The organism is Nocardioides sp. Soil774 (assembly GCF_001428125.1).
Taxonomy (GTDB): Bacteria; Actinomycetota; Actinomycetes; order Propionibacteriales; family Nocardioidaceae; genus Nocardioides.
In genome coordinates, this window is sequence record NZ_LMSM01000010.1 from 92,128 (window position 1) to 119,028 (window position 26,901).

A 26,901-nucleotide genomic window follows, 5' to 3' on the forward strand; every position below is an offset into this window, starting at 1 on the left:
GGTCAGTGCACGGTCTCCAGCGGCGCCCGCGCCTCCGCCTCGGTGAGAGGTACGTCGGCGCTGTCGAGCCGGCTCGGCCACCAGATCTTGCCGCCGAGGTCGAGGTTGAGGGCGGTCACGAGCACGGAGCGGACGACGAGCGTGTCGAGCATGACGCCCAGCGCCACGGCGACGCCCAGCTCGGCCAGGAAGACCAGCGGCAGCGACCCGAGCACGAGGAAGGTCGCGGCCAGCACCACACCGGCCGAGGTGATGACACCGCCGGTCGAGGCGAGCCCGATGAGTGCGCCCTTGCGGGTGCCGTGGGTGACGGTCTCCTCCCGCACGCGCGTCATCAGGAAGATGTTGTAGTCGATGCCGAGCGCGACGAGGAAGACGAAGGCGAACAGCGGGAAGCCTGGGTCGGAGCCGGCGAAGCCGAAGACGTGCTCGAAGAGCAGCGCGGAGATGCCCAGGGCGGCGCCGAAGGACAGCACCACGGTGGCGATCAGGATGACCGGTGCGAGCACCGCGCGCAGCAGCCCGATGAGGATCAGCAGGACCACGGCGAGCACCAGCGGCATGATCACCCAGCTGTCGCGCACCGACGCGATCTTGGTGTCGAGGTAGAACGCCGAGCCGCCACCGACGAGGGCGTCCGCGCCGTCCACCGCGTGCACGGCGTCGCGGGACGCCTTGACGATGTCGGCCGCGGTGCTGGAGGAGATGTCGGCGTTGATCGTCGCCTGGAACCACGACCGGCCCTCGGCGAGGGGCTGGGCCTCACCGGGCGCGGCGAGGCCGTCGATGCCCTCGAGCGCGGCCGCGACGTCGGCGGCCTTGTCGGTGGCGGTGACGACCTGGACGGTGTTGGAGTTGTCGGCCAGCCCGTGGTCGGTGAGCAGGCGCTGTCCCTTGATGGAGTCGAACTCCTTGGTGTAGGTGTCCTCGGTCGAGAGCCCGGAGGTGTCGAGGCTGAAGAGGCCGAGGCAGGCCAGGAGCAGCAGGCCGGTGGTGGCCACCCACACCCGGCGCGGGCGACGGCTGATGCGCCGCCCGACCCGCGCCCAGAGGCCGTCGGAGGTGGGCTCCGGGCTACGGAAGGACGGTCGCTTGGGCCAGAACACCCAGCGTCCGCAGATCACCAGCAGCGCCGGCAGGAGCGTGATCATCACGAGCATGGTGACCGAGACGCCGATCGCGGCCACCGGCCCGAGGCCGGCGGTGGAGTTGAGCTCGGCGAAGGACAGGCACAGCATGCCGACCGCGACCGTCGCGGCGCTGGCGAAGATCGCCGGCGCGGCCCGGTGCAGCGCGAACGCCATCGCCTCGTGCCGGTCCTCGTGGCGGCGCAGCTCCTCGCGGTAGCGCGCGACCAGCAGCAGGGCGTAGTCGGTGCCGGCGCCGATCACGAGGATGCTCAGGATGGCCTGGCTCTGGCCGTTGACGGTGAGACCGGCGTACTTCGCGAGCAGGTAGACCAGCCCGGTCGCGATGAAGTTGGCCGACACCGCGCACAGGATCGGCAGCAGCCAGAGGATGGGGCTGCGGTAGGTGAAGAGCAGGATCACGATCACCACGGCGAGGGTGGCCAGGATGAGGTTGGTGTCGATGCCCTCGAAGGCCGCTGCGGAGTCGGCCGCCTGGCCGCCGTAGCCGGCCAGGTGCACCTCGCCGCCGTCGAGGGTCGCGATGTCGCGGATCTCCTGGGCTGCGTCGGGGATCGCGTTCCACCCGTCGGAGCCGAAGTTGAGCACGAAGTAGAGGTAGGCCACCTCGCCGTCCTCCGACACCAGCGTGGGCACCTGGGCGCCCTGCGCCCGTGCCGCCTCCGCGGCAGCGGGGGTCAGCACGCCGGCGTCGGTCACGCCCTTCAGGTCGGCGATCTCCGGGCCGTCGGCCTCCATGGCCGCACGGTCGGCGTCGGTCAGCCCGCCGTCGCGGTGGTAGACGACGAGCGTCGGGATGTCGTTGGGGTCCACCGTCTGCGAGAGCTCGTCGAGGACCTTCGTCGACTCCGCGGAACCGGGCAGCCACGAGGAGGCCTGGTTGTCCTGGACCGAGGTGAGCTTGCTGGAGAAGAACCCCATGAAGACGGTCAGCACCAGCACGGCGACCAGGACGAGCCACTTCGTGGTGCGGCCCGTCAGCGAGCCTGCGATCTGTCGATGCATGCGTCCAGCACAACAGCCGGGGCCGACATCGCGCATCGGTGAATGCCCCGAGGTCTAGACAGGGTGCGCCCTGGTGCGCCTCACCTCGTCTGGAGCTGGAACGGGAAGGCGCGGTCCATCGACCCGCGTCGCGGGGCGACGGCGTACTCCATCGAGCCGTCGACGCCGAGCCGGACGACGGCCCACTCGCCCTCCTGGTAGGTCACGACCAGCACGTGCCCCGCGTCCTCCCAGACCTCCTCGAAGTACGTCGCCGAGTGGCCGGTGCGCGAGTGGGTGAAGCTGCGGACCGTGCTGCCGTCGGTCATGGAGAGGAGGTCGAGCGTCGTCGGGCCGAAGCCGTCGGCGTAGGCCGGGGTGCCGATGACGTGGCCGTTGTCGAGAGCGATGTCGCCGAGCTGGTTGTCGCAGGTGGACCACTTCACGGACAGCCGACGCATCATCGTGCTGCACGAGCCCATCTCGCTGAACGAGGTGATGCCACCGATCCACCGAGCCCGACCCGTGGTCACCTGGCGCAGCCGGGGCACGCGGTCCACGATGCCGTGCGAGGTCGTGTAGAAGGCGCGTCGCGGTCCGTTGACGGCGATCGAGCAGCCCGTGCCCGGGTCGCCCTCGCCCTCCTTGCAGTTCTCGCCGGCGACCACCGCGGCGTGCGCGGTGCCGGTGACCGGCACCGGGTTGAAGCGGAAGACCCGGTCACCCTCCTGGTCGATCGTCCACACCCGCCCGCGCCGGCCGGCGAACGCCACCACGCTGCCCAGCGGCGACACTGCGAGCCCAGCGCCGGTGCGCCACTCGCGGCGCCCCGGGGTGCCGTCGGCGCCGATCCAGCGCACCGTCGTCGGACGGTTGAGCGCCGTCTGGACGACGTAGCCCGAGCCCATCGGCGCCAGCTCCACGACGTTGTTGGGCACCGGCGTGGTCGTGCCGTCGGGCCCGTGGACCACGGTCCTGCCCGCCGTGCGCTCGGTCCAGGCGAGGGCCGGTGGCTCACCCTGGTCGAGGTCGCGCACGTCCAGCACGGTGCGCGGCACCTGCTCGGAGGATGCCTGCACGGACGGCAGGAGGGAGGACGTCAGGGCAAGGGTGGTCGCGGCGAGGAGGGCGGCCCGGGGCAAGGTCTTCATGCTGGGGAGACGTCCGGCACCGCCCGGGGGTTGCCTCATCCCGCAAAGGGCGTCGGGAGCTCGCGTCCCTCGCCCGCCAGCACCTCGCGCAGCAGGTCGGGGCGGTTGGTGATCAACCCGTCGACCCCCGTCCGCACGAGGTGGCGCATCGTCGCCGGGTCGTCGACGACGTAGGGGATGACGGTGAGCCCGACCCCGTGGGCCTCCTCGACGAGCGCTGCCGTCACGAAGGGCTCGTACGCCGGGTCGTCGACGCCGGCGCGGAACGGCGAGCCGTGGACGGGGGAGATCGCCGAGAACCCCTGGGCGGCGGCGGTGCGGACGAAGTCGGCGCCGACCGCGAGGCCGTCGAACCAGGGCGACGGGCCGTCGTCGCCGGGTCCCAGGTACTTCGGGGAGACGAGCAGGTTGCGGGCGAGCCCCGGCTCGGCGTCGCCCACCCGTCGCAGCACGCCCCAGTCGAAGCACTGGATGCTCGTGCGCTGCACCAGCCCGTCGATGCGCAGCGCGTCGACGACCCGGGCGACGAAGGCCTCGCGCGAGGTCAGCCCGGAGGCGTCGAGCGCGTCGTACTTGATCTCCAGGTTGACCCGCACCGGAGCGGCCCCACGGTCGTCGAGGAGCGCGGCCACCTGCCGGAGCAGCGGCATGGACGGCGGCAGGTCGGCGCGCGTCAGCTCGCGGATGCGCCGTGCGTCGGTGAGCGCCGGGTCGTGGGCGACGACCACGTCGTCCTCCGCCGTCAGGTGGACGTCGAGCTCGAGGGTCGAGACCCCCAGCGCGAGGGCGCGGCCGAAGGCCTCGAGGGTGTTCTCGGGCCAGAGCCCGGCCCCGCCGCGATGGGCCTGCAGGTCGAAGGGACGAGGTCTCGAGGCTCGCTCCGCTCGCACCTCAACCAGCGGAGGGACCGTACAGGCCCTCCACCACGTCGGCGTACTTCGTCTTCACGACCCGTCGCTTGAGCTTGAGGGTGGGGGTGAGCTCCTCCGACTCAGCGGTCCACTCGTCGGGCAGCAGCTCCCAGGCCTTGACCTGCTCGGGACGCGAGAGGCGCTCGTTGGCCTTGTCGACCGCGGCCTGCGCCATCGCGCGGATCTGCGGCTTGGTCGACAGGTCGGCGAGGTCGGTGAACTCGATGCCCATCCTCGCCGCCACGATCGGGGCGATCTCGCCGTCGAGGGTGAGGATCGCGACGACGTAGGAGCGGTCGTCGCCCAAAGCCATCGCGTGCCCGACGATGGGCGACTCCTTGAGGTAGTTCTCGATGTTGGACGGGGCGATGTTCTTGCCCGCCGAGGTGATGATCAGCTCCTTCTTGCGATCGATGATCGAGTAGAAGCCGTCGTCGTCGACGGTGCCGATGTCGCCGGTGTGGATCCAGCCGTCCTCGTCGATGAGCGCGCGGGTGGCGCCCTCCTGCTTGTAGTAGCCGGGCGTGTTCACCGGGCCGCGGCACAGGATCTCGCCGTCCTCGGCCAGGCGCACCTCGATGCCGGGGTTGGGCCGGCCCACGGTGCCGAGCTTGAAGGCGCCGGGGCCGTTGGAGGTGAAGGCGCCCGTCGTCTCGGTCATGCCGTAGACGTCGAAGACCTGCAGCCCGAGGCCGCCCATGAACTTCGCGACCTCCAGCGGCATCGGCGCTGCGGCGCTCGCGGCCCACCGCACCTGGTCCAGCCCCAGCAGCAGCCGCAGGAACGCCAGGATCGCCCCGTCCGCCTTCGCGTAGGCCTCCTCCACCTCCGGCGTCATCTCGTTGCCGTACTCGTGGGCCTGCGTCCATGCGAGCCCCGCGGCCATCGCGTCGGTGACGAGCTTCTGGTTGTCGGGGTCCGGGTCCTCGGCGAGCTTGGCCGAGATCCCGGTCTTGATCTTCTCCCACACCCGCGGGACGCCGAAGAACGCCGTGGGGTGCACCTCGCCGAGCGCTCCGAGCAGCCCGGCGGGGTCGGGGATCGCGTGCACGTGGTTGCCCAGGAACGGAGGGCCGTACGTCGCCAGCACCCGCTCGGCGATGTGGGCGAGCGGGAGGTAGCTGATGGTGCGCTGCTGGTCGTGCAGGCCGGCGGCGTCGAGCGTCGACACCGACTCGTACATCACGTTGTGGTGCGTCAGCACGACGCCCTTGGGGTTGCCGGTGGTGCCGGAGGTGTAGAGGTAGGTCGCCGCGAGGTCGGGGGTGATCCGGTCCATCCGCTCCTCGACCCCGCTCGTGTCGGAGCCGTGGGCGAGGAAGTCGGCCCACGTCATCACTCGTGGGTCGTCGACGCGGTCGGCGTCGGCGAGCATCACGACGTGGCGGATCGAGTCGACGTCGGCGAGCGCGCGCTCCCAGCGCTGGTAGCGGTCGTGGTCCTCGAGGACCACCACGACGGGGCGGGACTCGGCGGCGATGAAGGCGACCTGGTCCTGCGCGAGGGTGTTGTAGATCGACATCGGGACCGCCGCGGCGGTCATCGTGCCGTAGTCGACGAGCGTGTGGGCGGTGCGGTTGACCGCCATGATCGCGACCGGCTCGCCCTTCTCGACCCCGAGGTCGATGAGCGCCGCGGCCACCTGCTGGGTCTGCTCCCACGTCTGCGCCCAGCTGATGGTCGACCACGTCTGGCCATCCGGCACGTCGAACCGGTCGGAGAAGGCCGGCTGGTCGCCGAACCGCTCCGCGGCCTGGCGCACCACGGCGGGCATGTGCAGCCCGAGGATGCGCGCCTCGTAGTCCTCGCGGACTGCGGCGACGTCGGCGGGGATCTCGTGGGACATGCAGCCTCCAGGACGCGGGGATGTGGCGGGGGTCACATCATGTCCGGATGCCCCGCCGGTTTCCATAGCCCGCGCGGGCGGGCGTCTACGTGCGCGGAGGAAGTCGGTGGAGCACGACGTCGTGGATCGCGCCGTCGCGCGCCGTCGCGGTCATGAAGGTGCAGTGCGGCTGGCGCCGACGGTCGGTGGGCGACCCGGGGTTGAGCAGCCGCAGGCCGGAGTCGGTGGTGGTGTCCCACGGGATGTGGCTGTGGCCGAAGACGAGCACGTCGAGCCCCGTGTGCAGCTCGCTCATCCGCCGCTCGCGGCCCGCTGCGGCACCCGTCTCGTGCACCACGCCGAGGCGTACGCCGTCCACCTCGGCGCGAGCGACCTCTGGCAGGCGCTGGCGCAGCACGCCGTGGTCGTTGTTGCCGACGACCCCGACGAGCCGACGGGCGCGGGCCTCGAGCCGGTCGAGGAGGTCGACCTCGACCCAGTCGCCCGCGTGCACCACCAGGTCGGCCTCGTCGACGGCCTGCCAGACCTCCTCGGGGAGGTCGCGCGCGCGGCGCGGCAGGTGGGTGTCGGCCAGCAGGAGCAGTCGGGTCGCCATGCGAGCAGTCAAGCGCGCGTGGTCACGGCCGCGGACGGCTGCTGACCGGACCGCGCTGCAGGAAGCGGCCCATCGAGGCGACCACCGAGCGCGGCCGCAGGACCGGCGAGGCGTCGGCGGCAGCCGTGCGCATGCCCTCGATGGTCTCGGCCAGCACGGTCAGTCCCTCGTGGGTGGCCGACCAGCCCAGCTCCGTTGCGGCGCGCGTGGTGTCGAGCAGCGGCACGGCGAAGCCCAGGTCCACCCACCCGGGGTCGACCGGCTGCAGGCGCGCGTGCCAGCTCGACGACACCGCCGCGCGGACCGCGGCGGACGGCACGTGCAGGAGCCGGGCGCCGAGCACGTCGGCGATGTCGTGCGCGGTGACCGGCGACGGCGCGGCGAGGTTGAAGGCTCCGGGCGTCCGGGACCCGAGCACCCGCACGACGGCATCGGCCACGTCGTCGGCGTGCACGATCGGCACGGTGAGACCACGGTCGAGGGGGAGCACCGGGACGTGGTCGAGCACGGCCGCGGGCACCACGGCGGGCAGGCCGTAGCGCAGCAGTGCGCTGCCGGCGGTGTGCTGGCCCACGATGCCCGGGCGCATCCGGGACACCACGAGGTCGGGGGCCAGTGCCTCCAGGTCGTCGAGCATCCGCTCGGCCGCGGCCTTGTGCCGGCTGTACATCGAGGTCGGCACCCCTTCCTTCGGCCAGCCCTCGTCGACGGGGGTGTCGTCGCGCTTGGGGGAGTAGGCGCCGACCGACGACATGTGCACGAGGTGCGGCACCCGGGTGGCCACCACCGCCTCGAGGACCCGGCCGGTGCCTCCGACGCCCAGGGCCGCGAGCCGGTCCTCGCGGTGGCTCGGCTGGAAGCCCCACGCGAGGTGCACCACCGCGTCGGCGCCGAGGCACGCGTGACGCAGGAGGTCGGTGTCGTCGTCGCTGGTCAGGTCGGCCTCGACCCAGCTGGCGGTGTCGAAGGGCCAGACCGGCTCGGGGCGCCGGCGGGCGACCCCCACGACATCGTGGTCGCCGCTCGCTGCGAGGCGGCGCAGCAGGGCCGACCCGACGTTGCCGCTCGCGCCCGTGACGACGATGCGCATGGTGCCTCCTCTGGTGGGTGGTGCGTCCGGATGGTGCGTCCGGTCCGTGTCCGGCCTCGTACCCACCCGTGCGCGTCGCAACGCGGGTGCGTAGGTTCGGACGCATGGCTCCCGACGACTCCAGCCCCGACTCCAGCCCCGACTCCAGCCCCGACTCCAGCCCCGAGTCCACCACCGACGAGATCGTCGCCGAGTCCGCGCTGCAGCTGTGGTCGGCGGCCCAGACCGACTTCGACCCCTTCGAGGTCGACTCCGAGGACTGGCCGGCGACGGCGGTGCCTGTCCGCGACGCCGACATCGCGGTCGACACCCACCTCGAGGTCGACGACGTACGCGCCTCGCTCGAGCGGCTCGACGGCGTGAAGGTCGTCGTGGGTCGCGAGGCAGGCACCGTCAGCGTCCTGCGGGTGGTCCCGCAGGACGTCGAGCTGTAGGGCGGGGCGCCCATGGTGGCGAGCAGGTCGGCGCGCGAGCGCAAGGCCGCGCAGCAGGCGGGCCCGCTCGCGCAGGTGAAGATCGACCTCGACGGCGACCAGCAGTTCCTCTACCGCATCAGCTGCTCCACGTGCACGGCGCGCGGGCACCGGGCCTGGTCCACGCACCGGGCCGGGGGTGACAACGGCTTCATGGCCGCCATGGACCGCTGGACCTTCCACCTCGTCGAGAAGCACCCGGGTGAGGACGCACCCTGCCTGGCCTTCCTGGCCGAGGCGCAGCAGCGGCTGCACGAGCGGCGCGAGGGCTGACCCGGCCGGCGGCGACGGCCGCCGGCCGGGTCCGGCTCAGGAGACCCCTGCGGCTGCGTCGACCATCCCGGCCCCGTAGGCCCACGCGAACGGGATGGCGTTGGGCTCGGTCGGCGACTGGGTGAAGGTCACGTGGCAGTAGCCGACGGTGCACGGCGTCCCGTCCCACGCGGCTGCGGTGCTCGGCGAGCTCTTGCCGGTGTGGTTCACCACGTCGGTCCGCGCGGTGGCCCGCAGGCGCGCGAGGACGGCATCCGGGTGCTCCTGCAGGTCGGGGTGGGCCGCCATCACCAGTGCGGCGACACCGGCCACCTGCGGCGACGACATCGACGTGCCCTGGAACCAGCCGAAGGTCGTCTGACCGCCCAGGGTGAAGCAGGCGAAGTCGGCCGGTCCGCCGATCGTGCGGCAGATGTCGCCGTTCTTGACCGTCGCCCCGAGCTGGCCCCACCCGCCGGCGAGCACGTCGGTGCCCGGCCGCGTGTCGAAGCGGGGCACGCCGTACTTCCGGGCGCCGCCGGGTGCGCTGACGTCCACCCGCTCGCCGTAGCTGGAGTAGTAGGCGAGGTTGTCGAGGGTGCCCTGGACGGCCGCGGGCGGGGTGAAGGCCGGCAGCACGTTGCCCTCGGAGGGCGCGATCGCGTTGCTGCTCGCCGAGACCATGATGACGCCCGGCACGCCGGCCGGCGTCTCGAGCATGCCCCGGAAGTCGTTGCCGTACTTCTCGAGCGTGGTGTCGCCGGGGAACGCGTTGACGCCTTCGTCGAGGGCGCTGGAGACGACGCCCGCGCCGGTGAAGGTCCGGGTGCCGGAGAAGCCGGTGAGGGTGACGGTCTGGCGCAGGTTGCGCACGTGCTCGTTGCCCGCGGAGGCGACGATGGTGGTGCCCCTGGACCGGCAATAGCTCACCGCGTCGGCCCACAGGAAGTAGTCCTCGGCGTTGTCCCTGGCGAAGTCGGGGTCGTTGGGGTCGTCGTAGCCGCCGAGCGACATGTTGATGACGTCGGCGTCGTTGTCGCACGCCTGCACCATCGCGTCCACGATCCAGGTGGTGAGGCCGCCGAAGCCCGTCGCGAGCGCCTTGTAGCCCATCACCTTGGCGTCAGGGGCGATGCCGTTGCTGCCGATGCCGTTGTCGTCACCGACGATCCTGCTCGCCACCCACGTGCCGTGCCCGTCGGTGTCGGACTTGGAGCAGTCGTGGATCCAGCCGTAGCCACCGGCCAGTGGGCCGAAGGTCTGCACGAGCTGGTTGCAGGGGATGGTGTTGTCGACGAACAGCACGTTGGGCCGCAGCTCGGGGTGCATGGGGTCGATGCCCGAGTCGATGACCGCCACCTTGATGCCGTCACCCCGCGTCGTGTTCCACGCCGCTCGCACGCCGTCGCGGTCGTCCTCCCACTGGAGCACCCCCGGGGCGTCCTGTCCGGCCCACGAGTCGAGGTCGTGCAGCGGGTCGGGCGTGAACGCCGAGGTCTGGTTGACCCGGTCGGACCACACGGCCCGCACACCCCTCGCGTCGCCGACCCGAGCGGCGAACGTGGCGGGGTTCTTGGGCAGCACGGCCAGCACGCCCAGCTGCGACAGGTCGGTCAGCACCTGGGCGCCCGCGTCGGCGACGGTCCGGCGCATCGCCGCCGGGCTGGTGCCCGGTGCGAATCGCACGACCTGGACGCCGAGGGTGTTGGCCCGCGGATCGACCTTCGAGCGCGCCGACGGCGCCGCCCCCGACGGCAGCGCGACCGCCACCATCGCTCCCGACAGCGCCAGCAGGCCTGCGACCGCGCCCACCTTCCTCCGGACCGAACGCAACATCTCGTGCCCCTCTCGTGGGTTCGCGGGTCCGTCACCGCACGCGCGGGGACCCCGTCGTCACACGTCGTACGTCGGCTGGCGCCCCGCGCCCACGCCTGCCACGGAAATACCCCGGATCGGGTAGGCGATTGGGTGGGGCGACCTAGGGTCGGCGGCGTGGATGCCGACGTCGTGGTCGTGGGAGCCGGGCTCGCCGGGCTGAGGTGCGCGCAGGCGCTCGCCGACGCCGGCCGCGACGTGGTCGTGCTCGAGGCGGCCGACGCCGTGGGCGGCCGGATCCGCACCGAACGGGTCGACGGGTTCCTCGTCGACCGCGGCTTCCAGCTCCTCAACCCCGCCTACCCCGCCGTACGCCGCTGGGTCGACGTCGACGCCCTCGCGCTCCAGCCCTTCGGCGCCGGTGTCGCAGCGCGCACCGACCACGGGCTCAGCGTGCTGGCGCACCCGCTGCGCGAGCCCCGGCTCGTGCCGCAGACCCTGCGCGGGGTCGCCGGTCGCCCCCGCGAGGTGGCTGCTCTCGCCCGGTGGGCCGCACCGCTCCTGCGACCGCGGCCGGGCCGCGAGCTGGCCGAGGTGCTCGGCTCGCGCGCTGACGTCGACCGGCGCACCGCCCTCGACGGCGCCGGCCTCGACGGCCGGCTGCGCCGGGTGGTCGACCGCTTCTTCGCCGGGGTGCTGCTGGAGGACGACGGCAGCACCGCCGACCACTTCGCCCTGCTGCTCACCTGGATGTTCGTGCGCGGCGTGCCCGCCCTCCCCGCCCGGGGGATGCAGGCGCTGCCCGAGCAGCTGGCCGCGCGGCTCGGTGACCGGGTGCGCCTCGGCGAACGGGTGCGCACGGTGTCGGGCACGTCGGTCGGCACCGACGCAGGGTCCTGGTCGGCGCGCCACGTCGTCGTCGCGACCGGCGCGGCGCAGGCAGCCGAGCTCACCGGTCTCGCCACGCCCGCCAGCAAAGGGGTCGTCACGACGTGGTGGTCGGCACCGGACGCACCGGCGAGCGACCTGCTCCACGTCGACGCCCGCGTCGCACCCACCGGGCCGCTCGTCAACGCCGCCGTGGTCTCGCGGGCGGCGCCCTCCTACGCACCTCCCGGTCGCCACCTGGTGCAGGGGTCGGCGCTGCTGGGGCCCGTTCGCGACACCGACGAATGCTCGGCGCGCCGCCACGCCGGCGAGCTGCTGGGTGCCGACCCGACCGGGTGGGAGGTCGTCGCCCGACACGAGGTGCCCCAGGCGCTGCCCGTGCAGCCCGCGCCGTTCTCCGACCGGCGAGGAGTGCGCGTCGGTGACCTGGTCGTCTGCGGCGACCACCGCGACACCGGTTCGATCCAGGGCGCGCTGGTGAGCGGCCAGCGCGCCGCCGAGGCCGTGCTGGAGGAGGCGCGATGAGCGACGAGACCGACCACGTGGTGGTCGTGGGCGCCGGCCTCGCGGGAGTCGCGTGCGCCCGCGAGCTGCGAGCAGCGGGGATCGGCGTACGCCTCCTGGATCGCGGGCACGTGCCCGGTGGCCGGATGGCCTCGCGCAGGCTGTGGGAGCGCCGGGTCGACCTCGGCGCGTCCTACTTCACCGTCTCCGACGACGGATTCGCGGCGGTGGTCCGCGACTGGGCCGCCCGCGGCCTGGCGCGGGAGTGGACCGACACCTTCACCGTGCTCGGCGACGGGCCGGCCGGGTCGAAGACCGGACCGGTCCGGTGGGGAGCACCGGGCGGCCTGCGCTCGCTGGTCGAGGACCTCGCCGCCGGTCTCGACGTCGAGCGGCAGGAGGTGGGTGGCCTCGACGAGGTCGACGCCGACGTGGTCGTGCTCGCCATGCCCGACCCGCAGGCGCGTCGCCTCTGCGACGGCCACCCGGCGGCCGAGGTCCTCGACCGCGACTGGGAGCCGGTCATCGCCGTGGCCGCCCTGTGGTCCGAGCGCACGTGGGACGACGTCAGCCCCACCGGCCGCTTCGACGGTGCCTTCGTCAACGACGACCGGCACCTGTCCTGGGTCGCCGACGACGGCCGCCGACGCGGTGACGACCGCCCCGTGCTCGTCGCGCACTCCACGCCCGAGCTGGCCGCGCAGCACCTCGCTGATCCGGCCGGGGCCGCACCGGCGGTCCTCGACAGCCTGCGCCGGGTGCTGCACCTGCCCGAGACCGACGAGGTGCACGTCCACCGCTGGACGTTCGCGCGGCCGGTGGGCGAGCGGGAGGAGCCGTACGCCCTCGTGGACGGCCGCGGCCGGCTCGTCGGGGTCTGCGGCGACGGGTGGGGTCCCTCGCCGAAGGTGGAGACCGCCTGGCTCTCCGGCGCCCGGCTGGGGCGCGCGCTGGCACAGCGACTGGGCTGACCCGGGGTCAGCCACCTGCCAGCGTCGCCAGGTCCCGCTCGGCGTAGAGCCGGTGCTCCCACTCCTCGTTGAGCACGACCCGCAGGCAGTCGGCGACGGTGAGGTCCTCGGCGTCGGTGAGGAACGGGGTCGCCGACCGGACCTTGCGCGCGAGCCCGGCGTCGGTGACGCCGTCGAGCACCTCGGCCACCGTCGCGCGGCGCTGTCGGCGCAGGGCCAGCACCTCGTGCAGCTCGGGCCGGGCACGCCGGGCCCACGGCACGCCCTCGTGCTCCGGCGCCTCGTCCCAGGGCAGGTCGAGCGGGTGCCACGGCTTCGGGTCGGCGAGCACCACACCGCCGACCCAGCACGCGTGTGCGAAGCCGAGGTGCCGCAGGGTGTCGATGAAGGACCACTCGTCGTCGACCGACTCGTAGAGGCTCTCGACGGGCAGCGCGCGGGCGGTCGTCATCGTCTCGCCCCAGAGGCGGTCCATGGTCTCGAAGGCCGTCCGGAAGCCGGCGACGTCGCTCGGTGCCATGAGCGCGCGCTCGGGCATCCGGCGGGCGAGCTCGGCCTCCACGAGAGGCACGACGTCGATCCCGTTGACCACGAGCCGGACGATCTCCCCGTAGATCTCGAGGTCCTTGACCTCGACGCCGGTCATCCGCACGCCATCGACGTACGCCGCCCGCACGCGCGTGCCGCTCAGGTCGACCTCGCGCAGGCTCGCGCCGGTGAGGTGGACGCCCTCGAAGCGCGCGCCGCGCAGGGAGACCCGGGTGAACGTCGATCCGTCGAGGTCCTGCTCGGTGAAGTCCGTCATGGCGCCACAGTAGGGGCGTTTGCGGACGTCCGGCGACCGGTTCGGCCGACCGGGCCGAGGCCGGCGCCGCGCCGGTGCGCGGCGCTACGCTCAGGACCGGAGGAGGTCGTGGTGGCGACGGACCTGGACGACGTGGAGGCGCGGCTGCGGCGCGTGCTCGACCGCTACCGGACCGAGCTCGTCGACGGCACGATCTACGGCGCCGCGTCGCTCGGGTGGCCCGGCGCGAAGGGCCACGACTACTTCGCCGCGCTCAAGCGCGCGAGCCGCCACGTCGGCCTCTACCTCGTCGTGGCCGACCGCTGGCCCGAGGACGTCGCGCTCGCCTCGCCGGAGCTGAGGGCCTGCCGCACCGGCCGTGCGACCTGGTCGTTCACCTCGCTCGACGACGAGCTCGCCGCCGAGCTGGAGGCCCTGCTGGACCGGCTGCTCGTCCGCTACCGCGCCGAGCACGCCTGAGCTCACAGCCCCAGCATGCGCCCGATGATCTCCTTCTGGATCTCGGTGGTGCCGCCGTAGATCGTCTGGATGCGCGAGTCGGTGTAGGCCTTGGAGATCGGGTACTCGTTCATGTAGCCGTAGCCCCCGTGCAGCTGCACGCCCGCGTCCACGACCCGCTTCTGCAGCTCGGTGGTCCACCACTTCGCCATCGAGGCGAGCGCGGTGTCGACCTGGCCGGCGTTGAGCCGCAGCACGCAGTCGTTGATGAAGACCCGCGCGATGTGGGCCTCGGTCGCCATCTCGGCGAGCACGAAGCGGTTGTGCTGGAATTTGCCGATCGGCTTGCCGAAGGCCTCGCGCTCCTTGGCGTAGGCCAGGCACAGGTCGAGGACGTGCTCGATGGCGGCGACCGCGATGCAGCCGATCGAGATCCGCTCCTGCGGGAGGTTCTCCATGAGCGCGACGAAGCCGGATCCCTCCGCGCCGAGGAGGTTGTCCTTCGGCACGCGTACGTCGGTGAAGCTGAGCTCCGCCGTGTCCTGCGCGTGCAGGCCCATCTTGTCGAGGTTGCGGCCGCGCTCGAAGCCCTCCATCCCGCGCTCGACCACCAGCAGGGAGATCCCCTGGTGCCCGGCGTCGGGGTCGGTGCGGCACACGACGATCACGAGGTCGGCGAGGATGCCGTTGGAGATGAAGGTCTTCGAGCCGTTGAGGACGTAGTGGTCGCCGGCGTCGACGGCCGTCGTGCGGATGCCCTGCAGGTCCGAGCCGGCACCCGGCTCGGTCATCGCGATCGCGGTGACGATGTCGCCGGACACGCACCCGGGCAGCCAGCGCTGTTTCTGCTCGTCGGTGCCGAGCGAGGAGATGTAAGGGACGATGATGTCGGTGTGCACGGCGAAGCCGGGGCCGGAGGCGCCGGCCCGCGCGGACTCCTCGGCGAGCACCATGTTGTAGCGGAAGTCCTTGATGCCTGGCCCGCCGAACGCCTCGTCCACGTCGAAGCACAGCAGCCCGCGCTCGCCGGCCTTGCGCCAGATCTCGCGGTCGACGATGCCCGCCTCCTCCCACGCGGGATGGTGGGGCACGACCTCACGCTCGAAGAAGGCGCGCGCGACCGCGCGGAAGTCCTCGTGCTCCTGCTCGAGGATGGTGGGGCGCTCAGGCATGGTTCCTCCGATGTGCGGTGCGGTGGGTCAGGGAGCTGGGACTCCCCGGCGGGGTGAGGCGACGTCGGTGCGGCGTGCCTACGTTGGTCGGATGGCATTCATCAGCACGGCAGTCCGCGCGACCCACCTGGTCACCAACGCCGCCTGGTTCGGTGGCTCGCTGTTCGGCGCGGTGGGGCTCAACCCCGCGTCGCGGGAGCCTGACACCGAGCGCGAGCGCGTCGAGGTCTCCGGCACGGGGTGGGAGCGCTGGGGTCCCGTGCAGGGTGCCGCCATCGGGCTGCACCTCCTGAGCGGGCTCGCGATCCTGGCCGACAACCGTCACCGTGTCGTGTCCCACCCGCCGACCTCGGGAGCCGTGGTCGCCAAGACCGGGCTGACCGGCGCAGCGGTGGCCGCCTCGGCGGCGGCGTACTACCACGGGAAGCGGCTCGGTGACGCGAGCGGCGAGGACGGGCACCCGCGCGAGCCCGAGGTGGCCGAGCACGCTCGCCGGACGCTGGCCTGGCTGCAGTGGGCGACCCCGGCGCTGACGGGCGCGCTGCTCGTCCTCGACGCCCAGCTCGGCGAGCAGCAACGCGGCGTGGCCGGGCTCCTCGACCGACCCTGGTGAACGGCGCGTCATGACGACGCCCGGTTGAGCTCGTCGAGCATCGACAGGGGACCGAGGTCCTCGAGCCGGTGCCCGCCGGGGTAGGTGGTCGGGCGGTGGACGTACGCCGTGCGGCGTGGAGGCGCGAGCCGCAGCAGCCGGGCGCGCAGCCGCAGCCCTCCGTGCACGGCCGCGACGAACCACCGCGGCTGGCGGGGCATCCCGAGCGCGGCGCGCAGGGGCTCGTCCATGAGTGCGACCGTCACCCGTGGCAGCAGCGGCCGCAGGGGAGGGGGCGCGATCTCCCGCGCGATGGCGATGGACGCCTCGGCGAGCCGGGTGGCGGCCGGGGTGTGGGCGAAGTGCCGCTGCTCGTGGGCGAGGAGCAGGGCAAGGTAGCCGTCGTACGTCGTGGGCAGGTGCTTGAGGCCCATCAGCTCGCCGAAGCGGGTGGTCACCTTGGCGATCGCGGTGAGCTCGTGCGGGTCGAGCTGACGCCAGCCGTAGGCCTGGATCCAGCGGACCGGGCCGACGATGGTGGTGGCGAGGACGTAGGCGAAGTCGTCGTCGGAGATGTCGTAGTGGCCGTGGATGCGGTTCAGCCGGCGCAGCGCGGCGTGCGAGCGCGGGGAGTCGATGCCCTCGAGCGTCGCCTCGTCGCCGATGAGGATGGTGTCGTCGTAGCGCTTGACGCCGTGGGCGGCGAACTCGCGGGTGCGGTCGAGCAGCTCCGCGATCGAGGGGATGCCGTAGTCGCGCAGGAAGGCGATGCCGGTGCCCTGGCTGTAGTCCCAGGGGAACTCGAAGCGGGCGGTGAGGCGCAGGATCTCGTCGTGGTCCACCTCCGGGTCCAGCGACCGGATCCGGTGGAGGTTGGCGTAGCGGCGCGGCGCGTGCAGGCGGCTCAGGACACCCAGTCCTTCACCTGCGCGAGCGTCGCGGCCGGGTCGTCGCTCACCGGTGTGACGTTGAGGTCGGTGACGCCGGCCTCCGCGAAGGCGGCGATGCGCTCCTTGACGTACGACGCCGGGCCGACGAGGTTGGCCGCCTCGAGCCACTCGGTGGGCACGAGCGCCTCGGCCTCCTTCTTCTTCCCGGCGAGGTAGAGGTCCTGGATCTCCTCGGCCTCCTGCTCGTAGCCGTAGGCGCGCGCGACGTCGTTGTAGAAGTTCTTGCCCTTGGCGCCCATGCCGCCGACGTAGAGGGCGAAGACCGGCCGGGCGAAGTCGAGCAGCGCCTTGGTCTCGGGCCCCTCGCCGATGGCGAGCATGCCGCCGGCCATCACCTGCAGCGGTGCGAGCCCCTCGAGCCGCTTAGCGTTGCCCGCGGCGAGCGCGTCGCCCCACACGAGGTGGGCGCGCTCGGGGTGGAAGAGGTGCGGGATCCAGCCGTCGGCGATCTCCGCGGTCTGCTCGACGTTGTTCGGCCCGAGCGAGGCGATCCAGATCGGGATGGTGTCGCGCTCGGGCCGGGTGAGCAGCTTGAGCGGCTTGCCGAGCCCGGTGACGGCGCCGTCGGCCTTGGTCAGCGGGAGGTGGAAGACCCCGTCGGCGCTCAGCGGCTCGCGCTTCAGCCCGCGGCGGATGATGTCGACGACCTCGGCGGTGCGCGCCATCGGCTTGCTGTACGGCACGCCGTGGAAGCCCTCGACGACCTGCGGCCCGCTGACACCCAGGCCGAGGATCGCGCGACCCTGGCTGACGTTGTCGAGGCCGGCCGCGGTCTGCAGCAGCGCGCCCGGCGTGCGGGAGTAGATGTTGAGGATCCCCGAGCCGATCTGGACCCGCTCGGTCTTCGCGGCGAGGTAGCCCATCAGCGTGGGGGAGTCGAAGCCGTAGGCCTCGGCGACCCAGACGCTGTCGAGGCCGGCCCGCTCCAGCGCGACGACGTCGTCGGCCGCCTTGCGCGGGTTGCCGTCGTACATCAGGAGGGTCGCCAGGCGCATGCGCCAATCGTGACAGTGGAACTGTCACGGTGCAACCATCGACCAGATCACCTCAGCGTCGTCGGCGTCCAGCTCGAAGAACCCGAACCGGATCTTCGCCACCGGCAGGTGGTCGCGGACCCGCTCGAGCGGGATCGGCTCGATCTCCCGCAGCCGCGCGGCGCGCCGGAACCCGCCCTCGATGACCGTGCTCGGCTCGGGTTGCTCGCCGGTGACCTCGCCGACGATGGTGATCGCCCGGAGCGGCTCGCCCTTCGGGTACGTCGTGGTCGGGGAGTAGAGCAGGATCCGGTCGCCCACCCCCATGCGGGCGACGGGCGCCCGCTTGCCGTGGTTGGCCATGACGAAGCCGTCGGCCAGGCCGCGCCGGGCGTGGTCGCGGGAGGCCACCAGGACCCAGGTGCGTGTGGTCATGGCCCCGAGGCTAGGAGCGCCCACCGACAACGGTCAGCGGGTTCAGCTCGTCCCGTGCCACGACTCCCAGAGCGCGGCGTACGACCCTCCGGCGGCGACGAGGTCGTCGTGCGAGCCGAACTCGGAGATGACGCCGTCCTCGACGACCGCGACGCGGTCGGCGTCGTGGGCGGAGAAGAGCCGGTGCGCGATCGCGATGACCGTACGTCCCTCCAGCACCGCGGCGAGCGAGCGCTCGAGGTGCCTCGCCGCGCGCGGGTCGATGAGCGAGGTGGCTTCGTCGAGCACGAGGGTGTGAGGGTCCGCGAGCACCAGCCGGGCCAGGGCGATCTGCTGTGCCTGGGCGGCGGTCACCGCCCGACCCCCGGAGCCGACGAGCGTGTCGAGACCGGCCGGCAGCAGGTCGACCCACTCGAGCGCGTCGACGGCGCCGAGCGCGGCACGTACGGCGTCGTCGGACGACCCCGGCCGGGCGAGCACGACGTTCTCGCGCAGGGTGCCGACGAAGACGTGGTGCTCCTGGGTGACGAGCGCGACGTGCCCGCGCAGGTCGCCGAGCGGGAGCTCGACCAGACCGACGTCGCCGACGGTCACCGATCCCGTGCGCGGCGGGTGGATGCCCGCGAGGAGTCGACCTAGCGTCGACTTGCCTGCCCCGGACGGACCGACCATCGCGATGCGCTCGCCCACGCCCACGTCGAGGTCGATGCCGTGCAGCACGTCGCGCCCCTCCACGTAGGAGAAGCGCACGTCCTCGGCGTCGAGCTTCTCCGAGTCCGGCACCCGGCCTGAGACGGTCCGGTCGTCGGGGACCTGCGCGACGCCGAGCAGCCGCGCGAGGGCGGCCGCGCCGAGCTGGAGCTCGTCGAGGATGGACACGATCCGGTCGACCGGGTCGATGAGCATCTGGACGTAGAGCGTCGCCGTCGTGACCTCGGCCAGCGAGACCTGGCCCCGGGTGTAGAGCCAGCCGCCGAAGAGCAGCGTGCCGACCACCGGGAGGAGGTAGCTCAGCTCCATGCTCGGGAAGAAGACGGTGCGCAGGTGCAGCGTGTACTTCTCCGCGGTGAAGGACTTCGCGCAGTCGTCGTCGCACAGCTCGACGCGCTTCTCGCCGAGGCCGAGCGCCTCGACGGTGCGCGAGCCCTCGACGGTCTCCGACAGGGTGGTGGTGATCTGGGAGTACGACGCGGTCTCGGCGAGGTAGCCGTCCTTGGCGCGGGCGAGGTACCACCGCAGCCCGACCACCAGCGGCGGCAGCGCGAGCAGGCACGGCAGCGCGACCCACCAGCCGACGCTCAGGGCGGCGGCGAAGGTAAGGATCGCGGAGACGACGGCGATGGTCCACTCGGGCAGCGCCCACCGCACCGACCAGCCCAGCCGGTCGATGTCGGAGCCCGTGCGGGTCAGCAGGTCGCCGGAGCCGGCCGCCTCGACCGTGCCCACCGGCAGGGCGAGGGTGTTGGCGACGAAGTCCTCACGCAGCTCGGCCAGCACCAGCTCGCCCATCACCTGCGAGCGGTAGCGCGCGTAACGGGTCAGCACCGACTGCAGCACGAGGAAGATCGCGAGGAGGACGACGATCCGGTCGACGTGCGAGGCGGTCGTGCCCTCCTCGACGGACTGGACGAGGTCGCCCAGGAGGCGGGGTGCGGCCAGGGCGGTGAGCGCGGCCAGCACGTGCAGGCCGAGTGCGGTCCACAGCAGGCGCGGGTGGCGGTGCGCGACATGGCCGACGTAGCGGCGTACGGCCCGGCCGTCCGCGATCGGCAGACGGGTGGTGACGCTCATACGACCGCCTCCACGTCACGTACGACGACGCGGCGGTAGGCCGCGACCTCGGACAGCAGGTCGGTGTGGGTGCCGACGGCGACGACGCGGCCGTCGACCAGGAAGGCCACCTCGTCGACGGCGTCCAGCAGCAGCGGGCTCACCGTCGTGACGACCGTGGTGCGACCCGCGCGGTGCGCCCGCAGCCGGGCCGCGATCCGCGCCTCGGTGTGGGCGTCCACGGCGCTGGTGGGTTCGACGAGCACCAGGACCTCCGGGTCGGCCGCGAGCGCGCGGGCCAGCACGAGGCGCTGGCGCTGGCCTCCGGAGAACGAGCGCCCCTTCTCGGTCACGACGGAGTCGAGGCCGTCGGGGAGCGCCTCGAGGATGTCCTCGGCGGAGGCGGTGAAGAGGGCCTTCTCGACGTCGCCGTTGCCGCGCTCGTCGATCCGGTCGGCCAGCCGCCCCGCGAAGAGGGCGGCCCCGGTGTCGGACACGACGATCCGCTCGCGGACGTCGGCGTGGCGCAGCGAGGTGAGTGGCACGCCTCCGAGGGAGACCTCGTCGTCCTGCTCCGCCGCGCACAGGCCCAGGCGGTCGGCGAGCAGGGCGGAGTCGTCGGGCTGGTCGGAGACGATCGCGGTGAGCAGCCCGGGGCGCACCCGCAGGCCGGTGCGCGCGTCGTGGAGCTCCGAGCCCGGCGCCGGGGGAGCGGCCGGGCAGGCGGGCTCGACGACGTCGGGCTCGAGCGCCATCACCCGGCACACGCGCGACGCGGCGACCCGTCCGCGGATCAGCTTGTTGGCGAACTCCGTCGCCGTGCGCAGGGGCAGCATCAGGAACGCGGAATAGCCGTAGAACGCGACCAGCTCGCCTGCGGAGATGTCGCCGGTGACGGCCGATCGGGCCCCCAGCCAGACGACCAGCACCACGAAGACCCCGGGCAGGAAGACCTGGAGGGCATCGAGGACCGACTGCAGCTTGGCGACGTCGACCGCGGCCGTGCGGGTGGCCTGGGACTCGCGGCGGTAGCGGTCGAGGAAGACCGCCTCGCCGCCGATCCCGCGGAGGACGCGCAGGCCGCCGACGATGTCGGTGCCGGTGTTGGAGAGGTCGGAGCGCATCTGGCGCTCGGTGGCGCTGCGCGCCTGGAGCGGCTTGAGGATCGGCCCCATCACGAGCAGCAGCAGCGGCACGCCGACCAGCACGACCAGTCCGAGCTGCACCGACGTGCTGAGCAGGATCGCGGAGACCAGGAAGAACGAGACGATCGCACCGGCGAAGCGGGCCGTCACGTCCATCACGTTGCCGATGTGGTCGAGGTCGGTGGTGCCGATGGCGATCACCTCACCGGTGCTGACCTTGCGCGGCAGCGAGCCGCCGAGGCGCACCGACTGGCGGCTCGTGAGCTGCACGATCCGGTAGGACGCGGTGAGCCAGTTGGTGACCGCGAAGCGGTGGCGCATGATCCCGGTGACCGCCTGGAGCAGGCCGATGACGAGCATCACGCCGGCCCAGAGCAGCAGCTGCTGCTGGTCCTTGGCGGCCACGCCGCGGTCGATCGCGCGACCCAGCACGGCGGGCAGCACGGCCTGGCACGACATCCACACGATGCCGAACGCCATCCCGCCGAGGAGGGTGTGCCACTGCTGGCGGGCCAGCCACCACAGGAACCGACCGGGGGAGCGATGGTCCGGGGTCCCGGGGTCGGCGACGGGCAGCGTTCTCACTGGCCTGACAGTAGGTCGTGGAGGGCCCTGCCCACGAATGGTTAAGTGCTGTCAGCCGTCCACGAAGGCATCGCCGTCGAGGACCGCCGCCACGGTGGGTGTGCGGGGCGGCTCCCCGAGAAGGGTGGCGGTGACGAAGTCGGCGGCGTACGCCTCGAAGGTGCGGCCGTGGCGCAGCATCGCGTGGCGTGCCCCGGGCACGGTGACGTAGCCGACGGACGTGCTCCTCGCGAGCCGGCGCGCCATCTCCGCGGACCGCGAGGGCAGGGCGATGCGGTCCTCGCTGCCGTGCACGACGAGGACCCGGCGCCCCGCGAGGTCGACCCGGTCGCCGGGGAGCACCCACGGGTTGAGGGCCACCACGGAGCGGACCTGCGGAGCGGCACCGCCCAGCAGCGCGGCACGCCCACCGAGCGAGTGGCCCACGAGCGCGACCGGCACGTCGCCGTGCTGGTCGGCGACCTGGTCCAGCGCCCACGCGACGTCCACGACCGGGGTCGCGCGGGTGTCCCAGCCGCGGTGCGAGTTGAGCAGCCGGTGGACGGCCAGCCGCGAACGGCCCGCCCGGGCGATGCGGTGCGCGACCGGCACCATGCGCAGCACCGACAGCTGGGTGGGACTGACCATCGCCTGCTCCCCCCGACTGCCCCCGCCGTGCAGCACGATCACGACGCCCTCGGGGGAGTCGGGCGTACGGACCGGGATCAGGCGTGCGTGCGGCATGGTGTGCGGCCCGTACCCGGAGCAGGTCGCGTCATGCCCTCAGCGACCCAGCCCCTCGACCACCTCGGCGCCCGGCAGGTCGGCCAGCAGCGCGCCCGGCGCCAGCAGCTTGGAGCGACGTACGCCGCTGCCGATCACCACGACCGGCTCCTCGAGGAGGGCGTCGTGGACCAGGATCCGCCAGCCGCCCGGCAGCCCGAGCGGGGTGATCCCGCCGTGCTCCATCCCGGTCTCGGCGACCGCCCGCTCCATCGGCAGGAAGGACGCCTTGCGGACGTCCAGCATCTTGCGCACGAGCGTGTTGACGTCGGCGCGGGTGTCGGCGCGGACCACGCAGGCCGCGATCCGCTCGTCGCCGGCGCGCGCGCCCGCGACCACGACGCAGTTCCCGCTGGCGGTCATCGGGATCCCGTAGGCCTCGCTCATGGCCGCGGTGTCGGCGAGGTCGGGGTCGATGTCGACCACGGCCAGGCTCCCCGCGCCGGGCCAGACGGCGAGTGCCGCGGCGACGGTGGCACCGACCAGGTCGGGGTGATCGGTAGCGGGCAGGGACGTCAGGGTCGGGAAGCTCGGGAGCGTCACGCGGTCATCATGCGCCATTCACCCTGAGGTCCCCCGCCGGTCGCACGCGCCCGGCACGGTGGAGGCATGACGGTGACCCGCGAGGCGAGCCAGCACGCAGGGGGCGCGACCTCGTCGTTGGTCCTCACCCCCGCCGTGGTCGCGCACCGCGGCGCCAGCGGGCACCGTCCCGAGCACACGCTCGGCGCCTACCGCACCGCCATCCGGATGGGCGCCGACGACATCGAGCTGGACCTGGTGTCGACGCGTGACGGCGTGCTGGTCGCGCGCCACGACCTCGAGCTCAGCACGACGACCGACGTCGCGTCGCGTGCCGGGCTCGCCCACCTGCGCCGCACCCTCGTGGTGGACGGGGTGGAGCAGGAGGGCTGGTTCGTCCAGGACCTCACGCTGGCGCAGCTGCGGACCCTCACCGCCCGGGAGCGGATGCCCGCCACCCGGCCCGCCAACACGTCGTACGACGGCACCGAGGGCGTCGCGACCCTCGACGAGGTGCTGGCGATGGTCGGCGTGGAGTCGGCGCGCCGCGGTCGTCAGGTCGGGGTGATGCTCGAGCTCAAGCACCCCGCGCACCACGACACGATCGGGCTGCCGCTCGACGAGCCGCTGCTGCGCGACCTGGCCCGCCACCACCTCGACCACCCGTGGGCGCGGGTCACGCTGATGTCCTTCGAGCCCGCGATCCTGCGACGGCTGGCCGCGCGCACCCGGCTGTCGGTCGTGCAGCTGTTGCACGCCCACGACCGACCCACGCCGGAGGCGCTGGACCGGATCGACGACTACGCCGACGGCGTCGGGGCGCACCGCTCGCTCGTGCTGCCCCGCGATCCCGGTGGCGCGATGGGCGCGCCGTCGACGCTCGTCCGTGACGCGCACCGCCGCGGCCTCACCGTGCACGTGTGGACCGTGCGCGCCGAGAACCGCTTCCTGCCCACCGACCTGCGACGAGGCTCCGACCCCGCCGCGCTCGGTGACATGGCGGGCGAGGTCGCCGCCCTCCTGGCAGCAGGGGTCGACGGGGTGATCACCGACCACCCCGAGGAGGCGTGCGCGGCCCGGCGGCGCGACCTGGCGGCAGCCGGTCACTGAGACGTCACGGACCATTCACCGTCAGGCGGGTCCACCGTCTCGTCGCACCGGTTGGCTCCTCCCATGACCTCTCGGAAGACCGTCCACCTGTCCGCCGCCGCGCTCGCCCTGACCACTGCGGCCCTCCTCGCGCCGGCCTCGGCGCCCGCCACGGCCGCACCCGCCGACGCCGCCGAGCCGTCGCTCGTCGAGCCGGTTCTGATCGGCCACCGCGGCGCGTCGGGCTACCGCCCCGAGCACACGATGGCCTCCTACGAGCTCGCCATCGCCCAGGGCGCCGACTACATCGAGCCCGACCTCGTCTCCACCAAGGACGGCGTGCTCGTCGCCCGCCACGAGAACGAGATCGGCGGCACCACCGACGTCGCCGACCACCCCGAGTTCGCCGACCGGCGCACGACGAAGGTGATCGACGGCCGCGAGGTCACGGGCTGGTTCACCGAGGACTTCACCTACCGCGAGCTGCGCACGCTGCGCGCCAAGGAGCGCCTGCCCGCAGTGCGCCCCGACAACACGGCGTACGACGGCCAGGAGCGGATCCCGACCTTCGACCAGGTGCTCAGGCTGGCGCGCCGCGAGGGCGTCGGCGTCTACCCGGAGACCAAGCACCCGACCTACTTCGACTCCATCGGCCTCTCCCTGGAGAAGCCGCTCGTCGCGGCGCTGGCCAAGCGGCACTGGGACGACGCAGACGACCCGGTGATCATCCAGTCCTTCGAGACCGCCAACCTGCGCGAGCTCGACACGATGGTCGAGGTGCCACTCGCCCAGCTCGTCGACGGCAGCGGCGCGCCCTACGACTTCACCGCCGCCGGCGACCCCCGCACCTACACCGACCTGCTCACGCCGGCGGGCGTGGCGTGGATCGCCTCCTACGCCGACGGGATCGGGGTCAACAAGGACCGCGTGCTGCCGCGCACCGCGGGCGCGACCACCGTGCCGAGCGCGGTCGTCCCCGACGCCCACGCCGAGGACCTGGTCGTGCACGTGTGGACCCTGCGCCGGGAGAACCAGTTCATGGCGACGAACTTCCGCATCGGCACCGACCCCGACGCGCCCGGCGACCTCGCGGCCGAGGCCCGCGCCTTCCTCGACGCCGGTGTCGACGGCATCTTCAGCGACAACCCGGACCTCGTCGCCGCGGTCCTCGACGCACGCTGGCCGGCTGGCCACACGCGGTGCGAGGGGCGGCCTCCCACGATTGCGAGCCAGCCCCTCGCACCGGCGTACTCTCGGACGCGTGACGCACGACTCGCCCACCTCGTCCGCACTCCTGGAGCGCATCCGCGCCTCCGTCATCGGGGACGACCAGGTGATGCACGGGCCCTACGGGCCGCGCCGGGTGACCTACGCCGACTACACCGCGTCGGGGCGCAGCCTGAGCTTCATCGAAGACTTCATCCGGCACGAGGTGCTCCCGGCCTACGCCAACACCCACACCGAGGCGAGCGGCACCGGGCTGCAAACCACCCGTCTGCGCGAGGACGCGCGACGCATCATCCGTGACGCCGTCGGCGGCGACGACGAGACGGTCGTGGTCTTCTGCGGCTCCGGCAGCACCGCGGCGATCGACAAGCTCATCGGCATCCTGGGCCTGCGCATCCCCTGCACGCTCGACGACCGCTACCACCTCAGCGAGCAGATCCCCGCTGACGAGCGTCCCGTGGTGTTCATCGGACCCTTCGAGCACCACTCCAACGAGGTGAGCTGGCGCGAGACGATCGCCGACGTCGTGACCATCCACGAGGACGCCGACGGCCGGGTCTCGCTCGACCACCTCCGCGAGGAGCTCGAGCGCCACGCCGACCGGCCGCTCAAGATCGGCTCCTTCTCCGCCGCCTCCAACGTCACCGGCATCGTCACCGACACCGAGGGCGTCGCCGACCTCCTGCACGAGCACGGAGCCCTGAGCTTCTGGGACTTCGCCGCCTGCGCGCCCTACGTCGACATCGAGATGTTCGGCCCCGGCACGTCCTACAAGGACGCGATCTTCATCAGCCCGCACAAGTTCATCGGCGGCCCCGGCACCCCCGGCGTGCTCGTCGTGCGCCGCGAGCTGATGGCCAACCGGGTGCCGGTCGTGCCCGGCGGCGGCACGGTCATGTACGTCAACCCCACCGAGCACCGCTACCTCGACGACCCGGCCCACCGCGAGGAGGGCGGCACCCCGGCCATCGTGGAGTCGATCCGCGCCGGGCTGGTCTTCCAGCTCAAGCAGGCCGTCGGCGTCGAGACGATCCAGGCCCACGAGGAGGAGCTGCTCCAGCGCGCCGTCCGGGCGTGGGTGGCCGAGCCGACGATCCAGATCCTCGGCAACCTCGAGGCGCAGCGGCTCTCGATCGTCTCCTTCGTGATCAAGGCTCCCGACGGGGCCTACCTCCACCACAACTTCGTCGTCGCGCTCCTCAACGACCTCTTCGGCATCCAGACCCGCGGCGGCTGCTCGTGCGCCGGCCCCTACGGCCACCGCCTCCTCGACATCGACCTCGACCGCAGCCACCAGTTCGAGGCCCAGATCGCCGGCGGCTGCGAGGGCATCAAGCCCGGCTGGGTGCGGGTCAACTTCAACTACTTCGTCGAGGAAGCGGTCTTCACCTACGTCGTGGAGGCCGTGCGCCTCGTGGCCCGCGAGGGCTGGCGGCTGCTCGGCGACTACACGTTCGACCCGCTGACCGGCCTGTGGCACCACCGCACCGGTGCCGTCGAGCCGCCGCTGCGCCTGGCCGACGTGACCTACGCCGACGACGGCGCCATGACGTGGCCCGCGCACGCGACGACCGCACCGGTCTCGGTGCTCCGCGAGCACCTCGAGGAGGCCCGCGCGATCATGGCCGCCGCCTCGCCGCCGGACTGGTCCGACACCGCGCACCTCGACGCCGACTTCGACGCCCTGCGGTGGTTCGCGCTGCCCGCCAGCTCACTCGAGACCACCCCACGACGTTCTCCTTCCCCCGCTCCCCTCCTCCAGGACAACGCCGCGGGGACCCCGATCCTGACGAAGGCCGACGGATAG

At 72.8% G+C, this 26,901-nt stretch carries 24 protein-coding genes and 1 pseudogene; 9 read left to right on the forward strand and 16 right to left on the reverse strand.

Annotated elements, in window-relative coordinates:
* Positions 1 to 2 precede the first annotated feature (2 nt).
* The 6 genes from ASG76_RS15935 to ASG76_RS15960 form a co-directional block, all read right to left on the reverse strand.
* Complete coding sequence (locus ASG76_RS15935) at positions 3 to 2,153, reverse strand: MMPL family transporter (protein WP_056605583.1); 2,151 nt, start codon at positions 2,151 to 2,153, stop codon at positions 3 to 5.
* Between the two features lie 80 nt (positions 2,154 to 2,233).
* Positions 2,234 to 3,283, reverse strand: coding sequence for a hypothetical protein (locus ASG76_RS15940; protein ID WP_056605587.1), 1,050 nt, complete (start codon positions 3,281 to 3,283; stop codon positions 2,234 to 2,236).
* A gap of 35 nt (positions 3,284 to 3,318) precedes the next feature.
* On the reverse strand, positions 3,319 to 4,173 hold the full coding sequence (locus ASG76_RS15945) for a glycerophosphodiester phosphodiesterase family protein (RefSeq protein WP_056605590.1): 855 nt from the start codon (positions 4,171 to 4,173) through the stop codon (positions 3,319 to 3,321).
* 1 nt (position 4,174) lies between these two features.
* Positions 4,175 to 6,040, reverse strand: coding sequence for an AMP-dependent synthetase/ligase (locus ASG76_RS15950; protein ID WP_056605593.1), 1,866 nt, complete (start codon positions 6,038 to 6,040; stop codon positions 4,175 to 4,177).
* 85 nt (positions 6,041 to 6,125) lie between these two features.
* Complete coding sequence (locus ASG76_RS15955) at positions 6,126 to 6,635, reverse strand: metallophosphoesterase family protein (RefSeq protein ID WP_056605595.1); 510 nt, start codon at positions 6,633 to 6,635, stop codon at positions 6,126 to 6,128.
* A gap of 22 nt (positions 6,636 to 6,657) precedes the next feature.
* Entirely contained in the window at positions 6,658 to 7,725 is a 1,068-nt protein-coding gene (locus ASG76_RS15960) for an NAD-dependent epimerase/dehydratase family protein (protein ID WP_056605598.1), read from the reverse strand.
* 104 nt (positions 7,726 to 7,829) lie between these two features.
* On the opposite strand from ASG76_RS15960, the gene ASG76_RS15965 reads away from it, so the two are divergent.
* Both ASG76_RS15965 and ASG76_RS15970 read left to right on the forward strand, forming a co-directional pair.
* Complete coding sequence (locus tag ASG76_RS15965) at positions 7,830 to 8,159, forward strand: hypothetical protein (RefSeq protein ID WP_056605600.1); 330 nt, start codon at positions 7,830 to 7,832, stop codon at positions 8,157 to 8,159.
* A 12-nt stretch (positions 8,160 to 8,171) separates the two neighbouring features.
* Complete coding sequence (locus ASG76_RS15970; RefSeq protein ID WP_056605603.1) at positions 8,172 to 8,471, forward strand: hypothetical protein; 300 nt, start codon at positions 8,172 to 8,174, stop codon at positions 8,469 to 8,471.
* A 36-nt stretch (positions 8,472 to 8,507) separates the two neighbouring features.
* Here ASG76_RS15970 and ASG76_RS15975 read toward each other — a convergent pair whose 3' ends face one another.
* Positions 8,508 to 10,286, reverse strand: a complete 1,779-nt coding sequence (locus ASG76_RS15975; protein ID WP_082587603.1) for a S8 family serine peptidase — start codon at positions 10,284 to 10,286, stop codon at positions 8,508 to 8,510.
* A gap of 156 nt (positions 10,287 to 10,442) precedes the next feature.
* Here ASG76_RS15975 and ASG76_RS15980 point away from each other — a divergent pair, with 156 nt between their 5' ends.
* Positions 10,443 to 11,678: an NAD(P)/FAD-dependent oxidoreductase gene (locus ASG76_RS15980; protein ID WP_056605609.1), complete on the forward strand. Its 1,236-nt coding sequence runs from the start codon at positions 10,443 to 10,445 to the stop codon at positions 11,676 to 11,678.
* On the forward strand, positions 11,675 to 12,628 hold the full coding sequence (locus ASG76_RS15985) for an NAD(P)/FAD-dependent oxidoreductase (RefSeq protein ID WP_056605612.1): 954 nt from the start codon (positions 11,675 to 11,677) through the stop codon (positions 12,626 to 12,628). The genes ASG76_RS15980 and ASG76_RS15985 overlap by 4 nt, the downstream gene beginning before the upstream one ends.
* 7 nt (positions 12,629 to 12,635) lie before the next feature.
* On the opposite strand, the gene ASG76_RS15990 is transcribed toward ASG76_RS15985, so the two are convergent.
* On the reverse strand, positions 12,636 to 13,433 hold the full coding sequence (locus tag ASG76_RS15990; protein ID WP_056605615.1) for a DinB family protein: 798 nt from the start codon (positions 13,431 to 13,433) through the stop codon (positions 12,636 to 12,638).
* Positions 13,434 to 13,544: 111 nt separating this feature from the next.
* Here ASG76_RS15990 and ASG76_RS15995 point away from each other — a divergent pair, with 111 nt between their 5' ends.
* A complete protein-coding gene (locus tag ASG76_RS15995; protein WP_056605618.1) occupies positions 13,545 to 13,892 on the forward strand; it encodes a hypothetical protein in 348 nt (115 codons plus the stop codon).
* 2 nt (positions 13,893 to 13,894) lie between these two features.
* Here ASG76_RS15995 and ASG76_RS16000 read toward each other — a convergent pair whose 3' ends face one another.
* Positions 13,895 to 15,043 carry an acyl-CoA dehydrogenase family protein gene (locus ASG76_RS16000; RefSeq protein ID WP_056605621.1) on the reverse strand — a complete coding sequence of 383 codons (1,149 nt, stop codon included), beginning with the start codon at positions 15,041 to 15,043 and terminating at the stop codon, positions 13,895 to 13,897.
* Between the two features lie 91 nt (positions 15,044 to 15,134).
* Here ASG76_RS16000 and ASG76_RS16005 point away from each other — a divergent pair, with 91 nt between their 5' ends.
* Positions 15,135 to 15,656 (forward strand): hypothetical protein, encoded by a 522-nt coding sequence (locus ASG76_RS16005; RefSeq protein ID WP_056605623.1) that lies wholly within the window; start codon positions 15,135 to 15,137, stop codon positions 15,654 to 15,656.
* 8 nt (positions 15,657 to 15,664) lie between these two features.
* On the opposite strand, the gene ASG76_RS16010 is transcribed toward ASG76_RS16005, so the two are convergent.
* From ASG76_RS16010 to ASG76_RS16040, 7 genes are all read right to left on the reverse strand, one after another.
* The gene (locus tag ASG76_RS16010; RefSeq protein ID WP_200948217.1) at positions 15,665 to 16,477 is read right to left on the reverse strand and encodes an oxygenase MpaB family protein; all 813 of its coding nucleotides are present in this window, start codon (positions 16,475 to 16,477) and stop codon (positions 15,665 to 15,667) included.
* Positions 16,478 to 16,539: 62 nt separating this feature from the next.
* A complete protein-coding gene (locus tag ASG76_RS16015; RefSeq protein ID WP_056605626.1) occupies positions 16,540 to 17,580 on the reverse strand; it encodes an LLM class F420-dependent oxidoreductase in 1,041 nt (346 codons plus the stop codon).
* Positions 17,581 to 17,604: 24 nt separating this feature from the next.
* Positions 17,605 to 17,994 carry an EVE domain-containing protein gene (locus ASG76_RS16020; RefSeq protein WP_056605629.1) on the reverse strand — a complete coding sequence of 130 codons (390 nt, stop codon included), beginning with the start codon at positions 17,992 to 17,994 and terminating at the stop codon, positions 17,605 to 17,607.
* A 42-nt stretch (positions 17,995 to 18,036) separates the two neighbouring features.
* On the reverse strand, positions 18,037 to 19,785 hold the full coding sequence (locus tag ASG76_RS16025; protein ID WP_056605631.1) for an ABC transporter ATP-binding protein: 1,749 nt from the start codon (positions 19,783 to 19,785) through the stop codon (positions 18,037 to 18,039).
* Positions 19,782 to 21,494 (reverse strand): ABC transporter ATP-binding protein, encoded by a 1,713-nt coding sequence (locus tag ASG76_RS16030; protein WP_056605634.1) that lies wholly within the window; start codon positions 21,492 to 21,494, stop codon positions 19,782 to 19,784. The genes ASG76_RS16025 and ASG76_RS16030 overlap by 4 nt, the downstream gene beginning before the upstream one ends.
* 51 nt (positions 21,495 to 21,545) lie before the next feature.
* Positions 21,546 to 22,217, reverse strand: coding sequence for an alpha/beta hydrolase (locus ASG76_RS16035; protein WP_056605637.1), 672 nt, complete (start codon positions 22,215 to 22,217; stop codon positions 21,546 to 21,548).
* Between the two features lie 39 nt (positions 22,218 to 22,256).
* Entirely contained in the window at positions 22,257 to 22,799 is a 543-nt protein-coding gene (locus ASG76_RS16040) for a YbaK/EbsC family protein (RefSeq protein ID WP_235529671.1), read from the reverse strand.
* Positions 22,800 to 22,865: 66 nt separating this feature from the next.
* On the opposite strand from ASG76_RS16040, the gene ASG76_RS16045 reads away from it, so the two are divergent.
* The 3 genes and pseudogenes from ASG76_RS16045 (at position 22,866) to ASG76_RS16055 (ending at position 26,901) form a co-directional block, all read left to right on the forward strand.
* Entirely contained in the window at positions 22,866 to 23,888 is a 1,023-nt protein-coding gene (locus ASG76_RS16045) for a glycerophosphodiester phosphodiesterase family protein (RefSeq protein WP_082587604.1), read from the forward strand.
* Between the two features lie 243 nt (positions 23,889 to 24,131).
* Positions 24,132 to 24,962, forward strand: a pseudogene (locus tag ASG76_RS16050) (glycerophosphodiester phosphodiesterase family protein); the annotation flags it as partial.
* A 166-nt stretch (positions 24,963 to 25,128) separates the two neighbouring features.
* Complete coding sequence (locus ASG76_RS16055) at positions 25,129 to 26,901, forward strand: aminotransferase class V-fold PLP-dependent enzyme (protein WP_235529673.1); 1,773 nt, start codon at positions 25,129 to 25,131, stop codon at positions 26,899 to 26,901.